This is a genomic window from Acinetobacter sp. 25-47-122 (assembly GCF_056779695.1).
In genome coordinates, this window is sequence record NZ_JBWYIJ010000010.1 from 107,558 (window position 1) to 122,086 (window position 14,529).

A 14,529-nucleotide genomic window follows, 5' to 3' on the forward strand; every position below is an offset into this window, starting at 1 on the left:
GCAATAATATTTAGCACGAAAATGACTTTAGAAGGATACCCTCAAGTGGTATCCTTTTATTTATTCATACTTAAGATTTTAGGCGAATTTATCCTGTGTCTTTTCCAGCTGACTCAGTGGGCATTGTTGTTCCACAAAAGTTCCAATTTGAAGAACCACTCGCATTAGAATGTGGCCGCGTTTTACCACGTTTCGAATTGATGGTCGAAACTTATGGCACACTCAATGCAGATAAATCTAATGCAATTTTGATCTGCCATGCGCTTTCTGGTCATCATCATGCTGCTGGTTATCACCATGAAGATGATAAAAAAGCAGGTTGGTGGGATGCTTGTATTGGGCCAGGCAAAGCAATTGATACCAATACATTTTTTGTGGTGGCATTAAACAATATTGGTGGTTGTAACGGATCAACAGGACCAACCTCCCCAAATCCTGAAAATGAAAATCGTCCTTATGGTCCAGATTTTCCATTAGTGACCGTGCGCGATTGGGTTAAAACTCAAGCAATGCTGTCTGATCGTCTTGGTATCACTGTTTGGCACTCTATTATTGGTGGCTCTTTGGGAGGCATGCAGGCACTTCAGTGGTCTGTAGATTATCCTGACCGATTAAATAATTGTGTCATTATTGCCAGTGCACCTAAACTTTCAGCGCAAAATATCGCGTTTAATGAGGTCGCGCGCCAATCCATTTTGTCTGATCCTGATTTTCATCATGGTCGCTATTTAGAAAAAGACAGCTATCCTAAACGTGGTCTTATTCTAGCGCGGATGGTAGGTCACATTACCTACCTTTCTGAAGAAGCCATGAAACAAAAATTTGGTCGTGATTTAAAATCTGGCAAATTCATGTATGGTTTCGATGTTGAATTCCAAGTTGAAAGTTATCTTCGCTATCAAGGTGAACAATTTAGTCGTAACTTTGATGCGAACACCTACTTGATCATGACTAAAGCTTTGGATTACTTCGATCCTTCTCGTGAGTATGAACAATCTTTAGTTAAAGCAATGTCGAATACAAAATGTAAATTCCTTGTGATTTCATTTACTACGGATTGGAGATTCTCTCCTTCCCGATCTGTTGAGATTGTGGATGCATTGATTACCAATCATAAGCCTGTGAGCTATGTTGATATTGATGCAGAACAAGGTCATGACTCGTTCTTGTTTCCTATCCCTTTATATGTCAAAACTTTAAGGGCTTTCTTAGGTGGTGTAGACCATCTTGCTTCAACCCCTAAGGAGACCGTGTAATGCGTATTGATCAGAAGCTTGCAGAAAAATGGATTAAACCTGATTCAAGCATTTTAGATCTTGGTTGTGGCGATGGTGAGTTACTGGCTCATATGAGCAAAAAGCACAACATTCGTGCATACGGATTAGAAATCGATCAAGAAAAGATTGCAATTGCAGTCAGTCGAGGGTTAAATATCATCCAACAAGACTTGAACCTCGGTTTGGGACGCTTTGCAGACCAGTCATTTGACTATGTTGTCATGGCACAAGCTTTGCAAGCTGTAGATGCACCTGATGTGCTTTTGCGCGATATGGTGCGTGTTGGGAAACAAGCAATTATTACTTTTCCTAACTTTGCACACTGGAAAACACGCTCTTTCCTTGCTTTAAAAGGGAAAATGCCTGTTTCGGATGCCTTACCCTATATGTGGTATAACACTCCAAATATCCATCTGTGCACGTTTAAGGATTTCGAAGCACTTTGTGCTGAGAATCAAATTAAAATTATTGACCGTTTAGCCGTGAATGGGAATCAACAAGGGAGTTTGCTCAGCAAGCATATCCCGAACTTGTTTGGCGAGGTCGCGATTTATCGAGTGAGCGCTCTATGAAAAAATTATTCTTAGGTACTTCATTATTTCTAGGGTTGTTGAGTTTCCAAGTTCATGCAGATTATGTACCTCAACAACCATCAACTTCTGCACTAGCTGCACAGTATTCACGTATGCCTGTATCTGAGCTCCAAAAAGCTGCTCGAGCAGGTCAACCGGCTGCCCAGTTTTATCTGGCAACACATTATCAACATGGTAAAGATGTTGCTAAAGACCTAAAGCAAGCTTTCGTTTGGTATAAGGCAGCAGCCGATCAAGGTATTTCATCTGCTCAGCTGAATGTGGGTCGTATGTATGCTGACGGTATTGGTGTTGCTAAAAATGAAACCTTAGCTCGCCAATACTTCGAAAAAGCAGCAAGTCATGGTGACAATCGTGCAAGCTTCAATTTAGCCGTTATGGAAGAGCAAAAGAAAAACTATATGGGTGCTTACCAATGGTATGAGCTTTCTACACGTGATGGCATGTTAGATAATAAAGTGATCAATATGTCTGAGACGAAAAAGACGGCTTTGGCTGCCAACCTGACACCAGAACAAATTCGTACTGCACGTGACCGTGCTGATCAATGGATTCAAAGCCGTTAATTACGCTTATAAGTTTGAAGAAAGCACCTATCGGTGCTTTTTTTTATTCGACCATCTTCTTCATTCTTATGAATTTCATATCTTCGAATATTTCCACTTCACTCTGCGAAGTAAAACCTAATTTTTATAAAAATGAACAGCCCCTATATGCGCATTGACTGTTATCTGTTGAATCTCCGTTTGAGTTAATTGATCTAACACATAATTAAATAAATGAGTTCCAACGCCTTGAAATTGCAGATTTGGATGAACAAAAAAATGAAAAATATGGGCGGGTTGTTTGTAAGCAATCACCCCCACAAGCGACTGCTCTAATTCTGCAACAAAGTATTTTATCTCTTGATGATTGATGTGCGATACAAGAGCTTCTTTTGAAAATAGGGACTTACTTTTTGGCATCTCATCAGAGTGATTCAAAGCAAAAGCAATACAGGACGCAATATTTTCAGCATCCGCGATCTCTACTTGACGAATATGAATGGTATTTAAATTTCTCATTTTTAATGATTGGTTATTTTAGAGATGAGTTCATCTGTATCATCGCAAATATCCGTTAGAATAGCTTCAAATTTGAAACAGAAAGTGATTCAACATGGCGTCTAAAGATTGGTTAGATCAAGGTACTTTGGTTTTAGCGAGCAACAATAAAGGGAAAATAGCTGAGTTCGAAAAGTTATTTGAAGAATTAAAACTCCCTGTTAACGTTGTTCCCCAAGGACAACTGAACATTGAGGATGCGGTGGAAGATGGATTAAGTTTTGTAGAAAATGCCATTATCAAAGCACGACATGCTTCTAAGATTTCGGGTAAACCAGCTATAGCAGATGACTCAGGTATTTGCGTCCCTGCACTTGGTGGTGCTCCTGGTATTTACTCTGCACGTTATGCTGGTGAGCATGGCGATGATGCTGCCAATAATGCTAAATTACTGGCAGATTTAGCACCATTACGTAACAATGGTGACGTGATTGAAGGGATGTTTGTGTGTGTACTCGCCTTAGTTCAACACGCCGAAGATCCTTTACCTCAGATTTTCCAAGGAATCTGGAAAGGTGAAATTTTGGAAGTAGCACGTGGCAAAAATGGTTTTGGCTACGACCCACTGTTTTGGCTACCTGAACTCAATATTAGTAGCGCTGAAATGACCAAAGAAGAAAAAAATAAGATCAGTCATCGTGGTCAAGCCATGCAGTTATTCAAAGCAAGCCTCGAAACGAACTAAACGATCAGTCCATGATAAACCATGGCAAATAAACCAATTGTCATGCAACTTACGATGGTACCCGCTGCGATATATTGGGCTGAAACACCTGTTCCTGAATAATGTGTTTCTAAAGCAACAATATTCGCTGCGGGTGGTAATAAAAAAAACATAGACATCAGTGCAATTACAACCAGTTCGTGAGGAATCGGTAGAAGAAAATAGGCTACCGCACAGCACACTAAACCAAATAGAAATTTAATCAAAGCAAGTTTTAAACTTTCAATTAAATCGGACAAGTGAATTTTTACTTGAGATAACCACATCCCAAGGATACACATCCCTGTAAAGGTCATTAACCACTTATCCAATATATACAATGATTGAATCATTGCATTCTGCTGAAAATGACTTACATTCCATAACGAAAGAAAACCAGCAACTAATAAAGCTAAAATCGGTGGAGAGAAAGTCAATTTTCTCAAAATCTCCATCGCAGACTGCTTTTCAGCACTTAATACGGTCACTGCACAAATATTACCAAAAATAGAGCCCCCGACATAAAGTGCAACCATAGGACTAGATGCTTGCGCACCAAAAATAGCGAATGCAAATGGAAAGCCAAGCCAAGCCATGTTGAGGTAACTGGAACATAAGGAGACTAATTTGTCTTTTGTACGGTAATAAACAAATAAATACAGCAAAAATGAAGCGATAAAACTAAATAACATCAACCATATACTGCCCTCTTGGTAAAACACCATATTGTAAATAATGATGAGAGGAATCAGCACTTTCGCCAACAACATCGCCATAAAGGGACGAATTTTTTGTAAATATTCTACGCCAAAATAGCCGATAAGAAAGGAGACTAGTGGGAGTAGAAGAACCATATTAAATATGAAATAGATTTTTTCTCATCTTAGCACAACATCTATTTCACTTCAGAGTAAGTCTCTTGCACACTTAAAAAATCCATGACTTCAAACTGAAATAATTCCGTCAACTTGCTGTCATAAAGAACTGTTGAAATCATTCAAGATCATTTTCAATAAGGAATATATCATGGCTGGATTATCAATTTGGCACGTACTTATTTTCGCAATTGTCGTTTTACTTTTGTTCGGTACGTCTAAGCTAAAAAATTTGGGTAAAGATGTTGGTGGTGCGGTTAAAGATTTTAAAAAATCAATTAAGGATGACGAAGACCAGAGCACATCTGCTCAATTAAAAGAACCACGCACGATTGAACATCAAACATCTCATGATTTGAATTCAACAGCGAAACATTAAAGGTAGGTAACAGTAATGCTGAATATTGGTATGGCTGAACTATTAATGTTTGGCATCATTGCATTGCTTGTTCTTGGACCTGAAAAGCTTCCTGAGGGTGCGCGATTTGCTGGTAAATGGTATGGCAAAATTAAACGTATGGTCAGCAATGTACAAAATGATATTGATCGTGAACTAAGAATGTCTGAACTTAAAGAACAAATGCAGACTGAAATGAAGCGCATTCAAGAATTAGAAGAAAAAATGAAAGCGCAAATGCAGGAAATTGAAAAACACACAGTATTAAGCGATGAATATTTAAATCCACCTATCCATCAACAGATTCGCTCTGAAACAAGCCCTGTTTATGTGTATTTAAACGTTCAGCAAAGTACAGCAGTTCCTTTTAGAGGACACGCTACACCTAAGCAAAGTTTTATTCATATTCAAAATTCCGCGCAACACAATAAACCGTATGTCGTCTTAGCGGAGGCAGTATGAGTCACAATACTCTCCCAAATATCATCTCTTCAAATGAGGAAAATCCTCAGCTTGAAGAAATGCCAATAACCAAGCATCTTATTATTTTAAGAAAATATTTATTTAGAATAGTTGGGGTCATTCTCGTTTTATTCTTTTGTTTATTACCATTTGCAAATCAAAGCTATCAAATGATGTCTGAGCCTCTTAGAGCTCAACTCCCAATAAATTCATCAATGATTGCAACTGATGTCACCGCGACATTTATGGCACCATTTAAGTTAAACTTCTTCGTTGCTCTAATGATCGCCATGCCATTTATCATTTATCAAATATGGGCTTTTGTCAGACCGGCGCTATATAAAAATGAGAAAGCTTTAGCTCTACCATTACTCATCGGAAGTATTACATTATTTTATGCAGGTGTTGCTTTTGCTTACTTTATAGCCCTCCCTTCGATTTTACATTTTTTCATTAGCGTTGCACCTGAAACGGTTGCACCCATGACTGACATTAATAGCTATCTGAGTTTCTGTTTAAAATTATTCTTGGTTTTTGGTTTAACTTTTGAAATTCCAATTGTGACTTTATTACTCATTATGATTGGGGTCGTTACCACAGAACAATTGGTTGAAAAAAGACGTTTTATTATTGTAGGTTGTTTCTTCGTTTCTATGTTTGTGACGCCGCCAGATGCACTCTCGATGATTATGTTAGCGATACCAATGTGGATGTTATTTGAATTGGGACTTTTCTTTGGAAAATTACTCGAAAACAGAAGAGCAAAGTCAGTACTTTGATATCTTGACCCTTTTACACATAGGCGAGTCTAAAGACTCGCCTTTTTCATACTCTTTAAATAAAAGCTTAATTCAACTGACATAAATCTATCACTTGATTGTCATGATTGCGCATTAAGTTGTTTGTGACGCTAAAAACTACCAAGCAAGATGCTAGGAACGAACATGACTGATTTAACACCTTTTAACGATGATTACGATAGCAATGATTCGGGGAATCCAGAATTTCACCATTTACTTGAAAAGCAAATTACGCGTAGAGATCTCATTAAGAAGACTGCTGGTGGTGCAGTAGCATTGACAGTAGCGGCTTCAGTCGCAGGCTGTAACAGTGACGACAATAACAATAACAACTTAAATCCTTCTCTACCTGAATTCGACAAATCAAAAACGCCAACTGAACTAACATTTAAAGCGGTTGATAAAAATATTAAAAATGAATTCACAGTGCCTGAAGGGTATGAAGCACGTGTTATTTATGCACTAGGAGACCCGCTTTTTGAAGGTATGCCTGAATGGGATGCAGATAATATTCCGAGTGGTGCTTCATTTACCATGCGCTCAGGCGAATGTCATGACGGTATGACATATTTCGGCATGAAAAATAGTCGTTATGATCAAAATGAGTCAAATGTAGGTTTACTGGTACTCAACCACGAATATGTAGATAACAAAGCGATTTTGCATCCAGCGAATAATACCATTTCAGCGGATATTCGTTCTGAAGATGAAGCATTACGTGAAATCAATTGTCACGGCGTTTCAGTGATTGAAGTACAAAAAAATCCTACAACTCAACAAGTCACTCTAAACAAACGCTCTGTATTCAACCGTCGAATTACAGCTGCAACACCGATCGATTTCGCTGGTCCTGTAAAAGGGCATGAATTGGTACAAACCAAGATCAGTCCAGAAGGCACATTTACATTAGGTACGATCAATAACTGTGGTAACGGTTATACGCCTTGGGGCACATACTTAACCACTGAAGAAAACTTTAACCAATACTTTACTCGCGATGATAAAGATCGTTCTGAAAAGGATTTGGAGTCGTTAAAACGCTATAAAATTGCTTCAAATAGTTCTTATAAGTGGCACACAGTTCAAGCACAACTGTTCCCTCAAGATGTTTATGAGCGCTGGTTAACTAAAGTCTCTGCATCTTCTGCAACTCAAGATTTTAGAAACTCACCAAATACATTTGGTTGGATTGTTGAAATTGACCCGTTTGATGGTCGTCAACGCCCAGTAAAACGTACAGCTCTTGGACGTTTTGCACATGAAGATTGTCGTGTCAGTCGTGCCATTCCTGGGCAACCACTAGCCTTCTATATGGGGGATGACTCTCAAGGCGAATATATCTATAAATTTGTTTCAGATGCGGTTTGGGACCCTAAAGATATCAACGGTGGTTATGCTGCTGGCGATAAATATATGAATAACGGTAAATTCTATGTTGCTAAATTTAACTTTAATGAAGCAACTCAAAAGACGTCTGGTGAGTGGATTGAACTCAATATCTCCAATCCACTAATTGCTAGTTATTCAAAATACAAATTTACAGATCAAGCTGATGTATTGGTAAATGCCCGTTTAGCAGGTGATGCAGTTGGTGCAACCAAAATGGATCGTCCAGAATGGGTTGCAGTAAACCCAGAGAATGGTGAGGTTTATGTCACCTTAACCAATAACTCATTACGTGGAAGTGAGCATACAATTGATGCTGCCAACCCTCGTAATTATGCTGATAATGATAAAGGTGGTAGTCCTCGTGGTAATATCAACGGACATATTATCCGTTTCCGTGAAACTGGTGATACTGTTACAGCAAAAACATTTGTATGGGATATCTTCTTATTTGGCGCAGAAGAAGATTCACTTCCGGGTGTAAACCTATCTGGACTCACATCAGCAAATGATTTCTCAAGTCCAGATGGCCTATGGTTTGATCCACGTGGTGTTTTATGGGTACAGACTGATGATGGCGCTTATACAGATGAAACGAATTGCATGATGCTTGCTGCACTTCCAGGTCAAGTAAGTGATGGTAAAGTGACTTCTGCAAATGCTGGTTCAAATAATGCCACTCAACTTACTCCTGCTGGCGCACAGCTTGATGATTCAAAGTTACGTCGTTTTTTAACAGGCCCTTCAGGCTGTGAAATTACAGGTGTAACGATGACACCAGACTATAAAGCTATTTTTGTGAATGTTCAGCATCCAGGTGGCACTTGGCCTGCAAATCACAGCAACACTATCAGCGGTGGTAAAGGTACACGTCCTCGCTCTGCGACGGTCGTGATTACACGTAAAGACGGTGGCGAGATTGTTGGGGAAAGTCTAGAAAAGAAAGAAAACACTCCTGCTGCTTAATTCAAACATTGAAATAGAAAATGCCGACTACGATGTCGGCATTTTTTTTGAGAGATGCAAATCAATTTTGACTATTTGATTCTGATGCTTACCTTGCTGCATTTTTTCAAGCCAAGTCCATTGATTTCTTTTCATCAATAAATAGTTTGAACATCGTGTTCCATATATTGGGCTTCGTATAAAAGTAGAAGATAACAGCTGCTCCATTTCCACCGATATGCCCGTTTGAGGTAATAAATCTAAATCAATTTTTCTTTCATCTTGTAAGATATCCCAAACGGCGTGCTCTAAATCATACGCTTTTTGAGCATTGGGATTTAATTGCAATAATGGTAAGAACTCTTGTGTAAAGCGTTTACGCAAATGTTTGGTTTTTTCCCATGGATCACTTAATACACCATTGGAAACCACATATACACCTTTGGCAAGAACTTGTGGAGATTCACCACGATTACTCATATAAACCGCTTGATCAGAGGTTCCGATAAAAAGGTTAAATCCAGCGTAATCACATTGCTTTTTTTCTAATTCTTGGGCAAATCGGATCGGTGCTAATTCAGACTCCAGATATTGCTGAATGATATGTCCTCTTGAAGTTGGATATTCCTTCTTATCATTTGCATCACGGTAATTTGTCACAAGTGCCCAACGCCCTGCAGCAGTAATCCCCATCCATGTCCCACCAGATTGTAAATCTTGACCTGCAATAATTGGGCTATTTTCCCACTTATGAATTTGTGAAGCAGGTCGGTGATAAAACTCATCCCGATTTGAAATTAAGCATAATGGTGTTTCATCCAACACTTGCCATGCGATTGCTACAATACACATCGTTGCATCCTTAGAACTTTACACATTGAATGTACAACATTTTTTCAGTCTTTCCGTTAGAATCGACACAAAACATAATATAAAGGAAAAGCAATGCTGACCTATCCTTCTATTGACCCAGTGGCAATATCTGTGGGTCCATTACAAGTTCACTGGTATGGACTCATGTATCTACTCGCATTTTTATTTGCGTGGGGCTTGGCAACATTCCGTGCTAAGCAACGAGGATGGACACCAGACATGGTCTCTGATCTCATCTTTTACGGTGCATTAGGTGTCGTGATTGGTGGTCGAGTAGGCTATGTGTTCTTTTATGGTTTTGATCAATTCCTTGCAAATCCGATATGGTTATTCCAAGTTTGGACAGGTGGCATGAGTTTCCATGGCGGCTTCTTAGGTGTCATGTTGGCCATGTTATTGTGGTGTAAAAAATACAAAATGACTTGGTTCCAAACACTGGATTTTATTGCTCCATGTGTTCCAACAGGTCTGATGTTTGGTCGTATTGGCAACTTTATTGGCGGCGAACTTTATGGCCGACAAGTCACAGATCCAAATTTCGCATTGGGTATGATTTTCCCTACAGATCCTTTACAACTCGTACGACATCCATCCCAACTTTACCAAGCACTCTGTGAGGGTTTGATTCTTTTTATTGTTCTGTGGTGGTTTAGTTCTAAACCTCGTCCACGCATGGCTGTTTCTGCTCTATTCTTAATTGGATATGGTATCGCTCGCTTCACAGTTGAATTCTTCCGTGAGCCAGATAATGGTCAATTATTTATCGGATGGATGAGCAAAGGACAATTCCTTACAGTTCCAATGATTCTCATCGGCCTATGGATGCTTTGGTATGCCTACCAAAAGAAAGTATATGACTGGGGTCCTCTACAAAATAATGGCAAATAAGAAAATCATGCCCTCAAAGGTGAACATCTTGTTCACCTTTTTTTGTGCTAGAGTTTTGACTTATTTACTTTGATTCAGATTACTATGCTCGAGTTTTGGTTTGATCCTAAAGTTTCATTACAACACAAAGCTTTATTTTTTATTTTGATTGCGAGTGCTACCGCTACGTTATATTGGATGCAACCGCTTAACTTTGATGCCATCTTAATGTTTGTGGGCACAGGTATCGTTTTTCTTATTTGCCGTTACTGTAAAATTCATTTCGCTTCACACCATCCAACAGGGTTGATGTACCGATTATTTACTTGGATTCCTATCGCTCTGCTACTTGCCTTAATTTTCATGCATGCAAAAGATGGAGAAATTCTTTTACCTGGCGCTCAAGGATTAGGATTTATGGCTTTATCTATTTGCTTATTTTCCCCACTGTCTCTACTTCATCAACATCAGCATTAAGACTTCATTATGTTAAATTTCTGGTATTCGGAACGATGCACACGCACGCTTAAATTGATCATTTGTATATCAACGTGTGTAATGATTCTGTTGACAGCTGAAATTAAAAAACTTGATTTTCTATCGACACTAATGAGCTTATGTTTAGGCTTAAGCGTACACATTATTCATCATGTTTTGATCCAATCTAAGCGTCTAAAGCATCAGCTGAAAGCATATTATGCTTTAATTCCTATCATCTTGATTGTATTTTTTATCTTCATGCTTTCAGCGCTGAACTTTCAAAATAGCAGAGAGTTTTTTGCACTTTTTGTACAACTCATGGGTTATAGCGCAGTGGGATTGTTCGTAGTGAGTTTATATGCATCTCGTACACCCCGCTGAATTTCAAAACAACTAAGCAAATGAAAATAAATATAAAATTAATCACACTCACTTAACGCTTTGCTACAGAACAGTATTATTTCTACTCCAAAACTGTGCCTATACTCAAAGAACGTATCTAATTTAGATTAAATGGAGTACATCATAATGAGTCAAAATTTAACGACCGTATCTAACTTCCAACTTGAACGCTATTTAGGTACTTGGTATGAGATTGCACGCTTACCAATGAAGCACCAACCTGAAGACAGTACGGATATTTCGGCAGTCTATACCTTAAACAGCGATGGAACCGTACGTGTTCAAAATCGTTGTCTTGATGGCAACAAAGAACTGGATGAGTCTATTGGCGAAGCCACAGTTGTAGATGCTGAACATGGCAAATTAGAAGTCAGCTTTTTGCCTGAAGGATTTCGTTGGATTCCATTCACTAAAGGTGACTATTGGGTACTTAAGATCGATGAAAATTATCAAACTGCTTTAGTCGGTGAACCTAATCAAAAATATCTTTGGATTCTGCACCGTGAACCTGTGTTAAATGAATCTATCAAGCAAGCGTATCTAGCATATGCTCAATCCATTGGTTATGACCTAAGCGATTTAATTCATACTGTACATACTGGACACAAAACTGCTTAAGCCCTAAAATTTTGTGTTAAATGAGAGCGCCCTAAAGGGTGCTTTCTTATTTCTTTAATTACTCGCTTTCAAAGAGTCTATTCCGTAAGGAAGATATTAAAATGCATGCTGCTTTAGTATAAACTGATGCCAATGAAATTTTTGGCATTGGTTTATTCTTCAAATGCCACATTCAAATCGATCAGGACATTTATGAAAGCGTATTTAGACCTACTACAACATATCCTCGACAATGGCGGTGATAAAGGTGACCGTACTGGTACAGGTACTCGTTCTGTATTTGGTCATCAAATGCGCTTTGATCTTTCTAAAGGTTTTCCTCTACTGACCACAAAGAAAGTTCACTTCCGTTCAATCGTGATTGAATTACTTTGGTTCCTTAAAGGTGATACCAATGTTAAATATCTTCAAGATCATAAAGTTACAATTTGGGATGAATGGTCGACAGCTGAGCAGACTGCTCGTTTTGGACGTCCTGAAGGAGAGCTAGGTCCAGTATATGGACACCAATGGCGTAACTTTGGTGCAACTAAGAAAGACGATGGTTTATACGAGCAAGATGGATTTGATCAAATCAAATGGTTAATTAATGAAATTAAAACCAATCCAAACTCCCGTCGTTTGATCGTATCAGGTTGGAACCCAAAAGAAGCTGGACAAGTGGCACTCCCTCCTTGTCACACGCTTTTCCAGTTTTTTGTTCAGGATGGAAAATTATCATGTCAGCTTTATCAACGTAGTGCTGATGTTTTTCTTGGCGTTCCATTTAATATTGCAAGTTATGCACTTCTCACCCATATGATTGCGCAAGTCTGTGATCTAGAAGTCGGTGATTTTGTGTGGACAGGTGGTGATACTCATCTTTACGCCAATCATTTCGAGCAAGCACAACTTCAATTAACACGTGAACCACTTCCATTGTGCCAACTCAAACTTAATCCTGAAATTAAAGATATTTTTGATTTCAAATTTGAAGATATTGAAATCGTAAATTACGAATCGCATCCTGCAATTAAAGCACCAGTTGCGGTTTGATTTTAACTAATGTCTTTTGGGATCACAGTTGATACTAATCGTGATCCAACTTTACATTTCCCTCTTTAACTCATATTCGCTGGAAGAATAATCATGGCATTTCAAGGTTTAGAAGTCGTACACGTCGTTGCAATGGATCAGCAACGTTGTATTGGCAAAGGAAATGATTTGCCATGGCATATTTCAGCTGATCTCAAACATTTTAAAGAAATTACCCAAGGTGGTGTTGTGGTGATGGGACGTAAAACACTTGAGTCTATGGGTAGAACGCTTCCTAAACGTGTAAATTGGGTCATTACACGAGATACGTCATGGCAATTTGAAGGAACAAAAATCGCGCATACAATCGAGAGTGCACTTGAGCAGGCAGTCCATGATGTAAAAGCTTCAGAAAAGCCTGGATCTATTTTTATCATAGGTGGTGGAGAAATTTTTAGCCAAACGATCTCTATTGCGGATCGCTTAGAACTCACGCATGTTGAATTAGACGTTCAAGGTGATGCTCATTATCCTGAGATTCCACCTGAATTTAAAAAAGTGGCATCAGAGCAACACATTGATGACAAAACAAATATTGCATTTGAGTTCGCAACCTACCAAAAATAAAGCTTTCTTACATATAGCCAATAACAATGCATAACATCGGTAAAAGAGAGTTTATTCTTGCGCTTGCAAAGGGAGCTTTTCACTCCCTATTTAGTTTATTTGTCATCTTCTCTTCAATTTGGTTATGTATGGCCTTATGGGTTCAAGAGCCATTTGGCTGGTTAGTCAGTCGTATTATCATTGGCTTTTGGGTCGCTTTTGCCTTAAGTGTTTTAGGCATATATGCAACACAACATTTTTTCAGCCGTAGTAAAGATGTTGTCTTATACATTGTCTTTTTTGCGTTCAGTTTAGTTTGGTATTTTAGTATCCCTGCCAAACAAGACCGTGAGTGGAATCCTGAAGTCGCAAGAATTCTCAATTATGAACGTCAAGGTGATTGGGTCACTTTACACAATGTGCGTAATTTTGCATGGAATGAAGACGGAACCTATCAAGAACGCTGGGAAACACGTCAAATTGATTTGAATCAAATCAGTGGCATTAACATCATTACTTCATATTGGATGGGACCACAAATCGCCCACACTTTAGTCAGCTTTGATTTCAAAAACTCTAAACCACTGACCTTTTCGATTGAAATTCGCAAAGAAAAAGATGAAGAGTTTTCTGCTATTGGTGGTTTTTTTAGAAAGTACGAAGTCAGTTTAGTTGCTGCTGACGAGAAAGACATTATTTATACACGTAGCAATGTACGTAATGAGCAGGTCTATTTTTTCCCAATCAACATGGAAGCTGCTGAAATGAAAGCTTTATTTGAGGAATATTTAGAGCAAGCAGATAAACTTAGTCAAGAACCAAAATGGTATAACACCTTGACCAGTAACTGCACCACTTTGGTTTTTGATATGGTTCAAGCGATTTCCAAACATGAACTGCCAGTGGACTACCGATTATTAGCCTCAGGTTATTTACCTAATTATCTGTATGACTTAGGGGCATTACAACATCATTGGGATATCAAAACATGGTACAACAAGGCACATGTCAACCCAAGAACAGACCAATTTAATCAATTTAAATATCAAAGTAGTGAAAATTATTCAAAATTGATTCGTCTGGGTCTCCCTCAGAGTCAGCCAGAGCTTGCACCTTAGCGTATCAGTT

18 protein-coding genes are annotated in these 14,529 nt (G+C 38.6%); 15 read left to right on the forward strand and 3 right to left on the reverse strand.

Translation table 11 applies throughout. From position 1 onward, the window contains the following. Window positions 1-95 precede the first annotated feature (95 nt). From metX to AC1M9P_RS10715, 3 genes are read left to right on the forward strand one after another with little or no spacing between them, the layout of a single operon-like run. Window positions 96-1,256 carry a homoserine O-succinyltransferase MetX gene (metX, locus tag AC1M9P_RS10705; protein WP_035265259.1) on the forward strand — a complete coding sequence of 387 codons (1,161 nt, stop codon included), beginning with the start codon at window positions 96-98 and terminating at the stop codon, window positions 1,254-1,256. Beyond that, window positions 1,256-1,849 (forward strand): methionine biosynthesis protein MetW, encoded by a 594-nt coding sequence (gene metW / locus AC1M9P_RS10710; protein WP_092766759.1) that lies wholly within the window; start codon window positions 1,256-1,258, stop codon window positions 1,847-1,849. The genes metX and metW overlap by 1 nt, the downstream gene beginning before the upstream one ends. Further along, entirely contained in the window at window positions 1,846-2,436 is a 591-nt protein-coding gene (locus tag AC1M9P_RS10715; protein WP_092766758.1) for a tetratricopeptide repeat protein, read from the forward strand. Before metW ends, AC1M9P_RS10715 begins: the two co-directional genes overlap by 4 nt. Window positions 2,437-2,553: 117 nt before the next feature. Here AC1M9P_RS10715 and AC1M9P_RS10720 read toward each other — a convergent pair whose 3' ends face one another. After that, window positions 2,554-2,934, reverse strand: a complete 381-nt coding sequence (locus AC1M9P_RS10720; protein WP_481587584.1) for a GNAT family N-acetyltransferase — start codon at window positions 2,932-2,934, stop codon at window positions 2,554-2,556. Between the two features lie 94 nt (window positions 2,935-3,028). On the opposite strand from AC1M9P_RS10720, the gene rdgB reads away from it, so the two are divergent. Continuing rightward, window positions 3,029-3,658, forward strand: a complete 630-nt coding sequence (gene rdgB / locus AC1M9P_RS10725) for an RdgB/HAM1 family non-canonical purine NTP pyrophosphatase (protein WP_481587585.1) — start codon at window positions 3,029-3,031, stop codon at window positions 3,656-3,658. On the opposite strand, the gene AC1M9P_RS10730 is transcribed toward rdgB, so the two are convergent. Further along, on the reverse strand, window positions 3,655-4,530 hold the full coding sequence (locus AC1M9P_RS10730; protein WP_092766755.1) for an AEC family transporter: 876 nt from the start codon (window positions 4,528-4,530) through the stop codon (window positions 3,655-3,657). The genes rdgB and AC1M9P_RS10730 overlap by 4 nt on opposite strands. A 172-nt stretch (window positions 4,531-4,702) precedes the next feature. Here AC1M9P_RS10730 and tatA point away from each other — a divergent pair, with 172 nt between their 5' ends. The 4 genes from tatA (at window position 4,703) to AC1M9P_RS10750 (ending at window position 8,562) form a co-directional block, all read left to right on the forward strand. Beyond that, window positions 4,703-4,930 carry a Sec-independent protein translocase subunit TatA gene (gene tatA / locus AC1M9P_RS10735; protein WP_035266725.1) on the forward strand — a complete coding sequence of 76 codons (228 nt, stop codon included), beginning with the start codon at window positions 4,703-4,705 and terminating at the stop codon, window positions 4,928-4,930. Between the two features lie 15 nt (window positions 4,931-4,945). Further along, window positions 4,946-5,410 (forward strand): Sec-independent protein translocase protein TatB, encoded by a 465-nt coding sequence (gene tatB, locus AC1M9P_RS10740; RefSeq protein WP_481587586.1) that lies wholly within the window; start codon window positions 4,946-4,948, stop codon window positions 5,408-5,410. Further along, on the forward strand, window positions 5,407-6,189 hold the full coding sequence (gene tatC, locus AC1M9P_RS10745) for a twin-arginine translocase subunit TatC (RefSeq protein ID WP_481587587.1): 783 nt from the start codon (window positions 5,407-5,409) through the stop codon (window positions 6,187-6,189). Before tatB ends, tatC begins: the two co-directional genes overlap by 4 nt. Window positions 6,190-6,354: 165 nt before the next feature. After that, the gene (locus AC1M9P_RS10750; RefSeq protein WP_481587588.1) at window positions 6,355-8,562 is read left to right on the forward strand and encodes a PhoX family protein; all 2,208 of its coding nucleotides are present in this window, start codon (window positions 6,355-6,357) and stop codon (window positions 8,560-8,562) included. 27 nt (window positions 8,563-8,589) lie between these two features. On the opposite strand, the gene AC1M9P_RS10755 is transcribed toward AC1M9P_RS10750, so the two are convergent. Further along, complete coding sequence (locus AC1M9P_RS10755; RefSeq protein WP_481587589.1) at window positions 8,590-9,393, reverse strand: NRDE family protein; 804 nt, start codon at window positions 9,391-9,393, stop codon at window positions 8,590-8,592. Window positions 9,394-9,486: 93 nt separating this feature from the next. Here AC1M9P_RS10755 and lgt point away from each other — a divergent pair, with 93 nt between their 5' ends. The 7 genes from lgt to AC1M9P_RS10790 all read left to right on the forward strand — a co-directional run bounded on the left by lgt (window position 9,487) and on the right by AC1M9P_RS10790 (window position 14,519). Next, the gene (gene lgt / locus AC1M9P_RS10760) at window positions 9,487-10,302 is read left to right on the forward strand and encodes a prolipoprotein diacylglyceryl transferase (RefSeq protein WP_035266733.1); all 816 of its coding nucleotides are present in this window, start codon (window positions 9,487-9,489) and stop codon (window positions 10,300-10,302) included. 84 nt (window positions 10,303-10,386) lie between these two features. Next, window positions 10,387-10,758 carry a hypothetical protein gene (locus AC1M9P_RS10765; RefSeq protein WP_481587590.1) on the forward strand — a complete coding sequence of 124 codons (372 nt, stop codon included), beginning with the start codon at window positions 10,387-10,389 and terminating at the stop codon, window positions 10,756-10,758. 81 nt (window positions 10,759-10,839) lie between these two features. Next, window positions 10,840-11,142, forward strand: coding sequence for a hypothetical protein (locus AC1M9P_RS10770; RefSeq protein ID WP_481587591.1), 303 nt, complete (start codon window positions 10,840-10,842; stop codon window positions 11,140-11,142). Between the two features lie 147 nt (window positions 11,143-11,289). Further along, complete coding sequence (locus tag AC1M9P_RS10775) at window positions 11,290-11,781, forward strand: lipocalin family protein (RefSeq protein ID WP_035266738.1); 492 nt, start codon at window positions 11,290-11,292, stop codon at window positions 11,779-11,781. Between the two features lie 192 nt (window positions 11,782-11,973). After that, window positions 11,974-12,816, forward strand: coding sequence for a thymidylate synthase (gene thyA, locus AC1M9P_RS10780; RefSeq protein ID WP_035266815.1), 843 nt, complete (start codon window positions 11,974-11,976; stop codon window positions 12,814-12,816). Between the two features lie 93 nt (window positions 12,817-12,909). Beyond that, window positions 12,910-13,422, forward strand: a complete 513-nt coding sequence (locus AC1M9P_RS10785; protein WP_035266739.1) for a dihydrofolate reductase — start codon at window positions 12,910-12,912, stop codon at window positions 13,420-13,422. 26 nt (window positions 13,423-13,448) lie between these two features. Then, a complete protein-coding gene (locus AC1M9P_RS10790) occupies window positions 13,449-14,519 on the forward strand; it encodes an Lnb N-terminal periplasmic domain-containing protein (protein WP_481587592.1) in 1,071 nt (356 codons plus the stop codon). The last annotated feature ends 10 nt before the right edge of the window (window positions 14,520-14,529 follow it).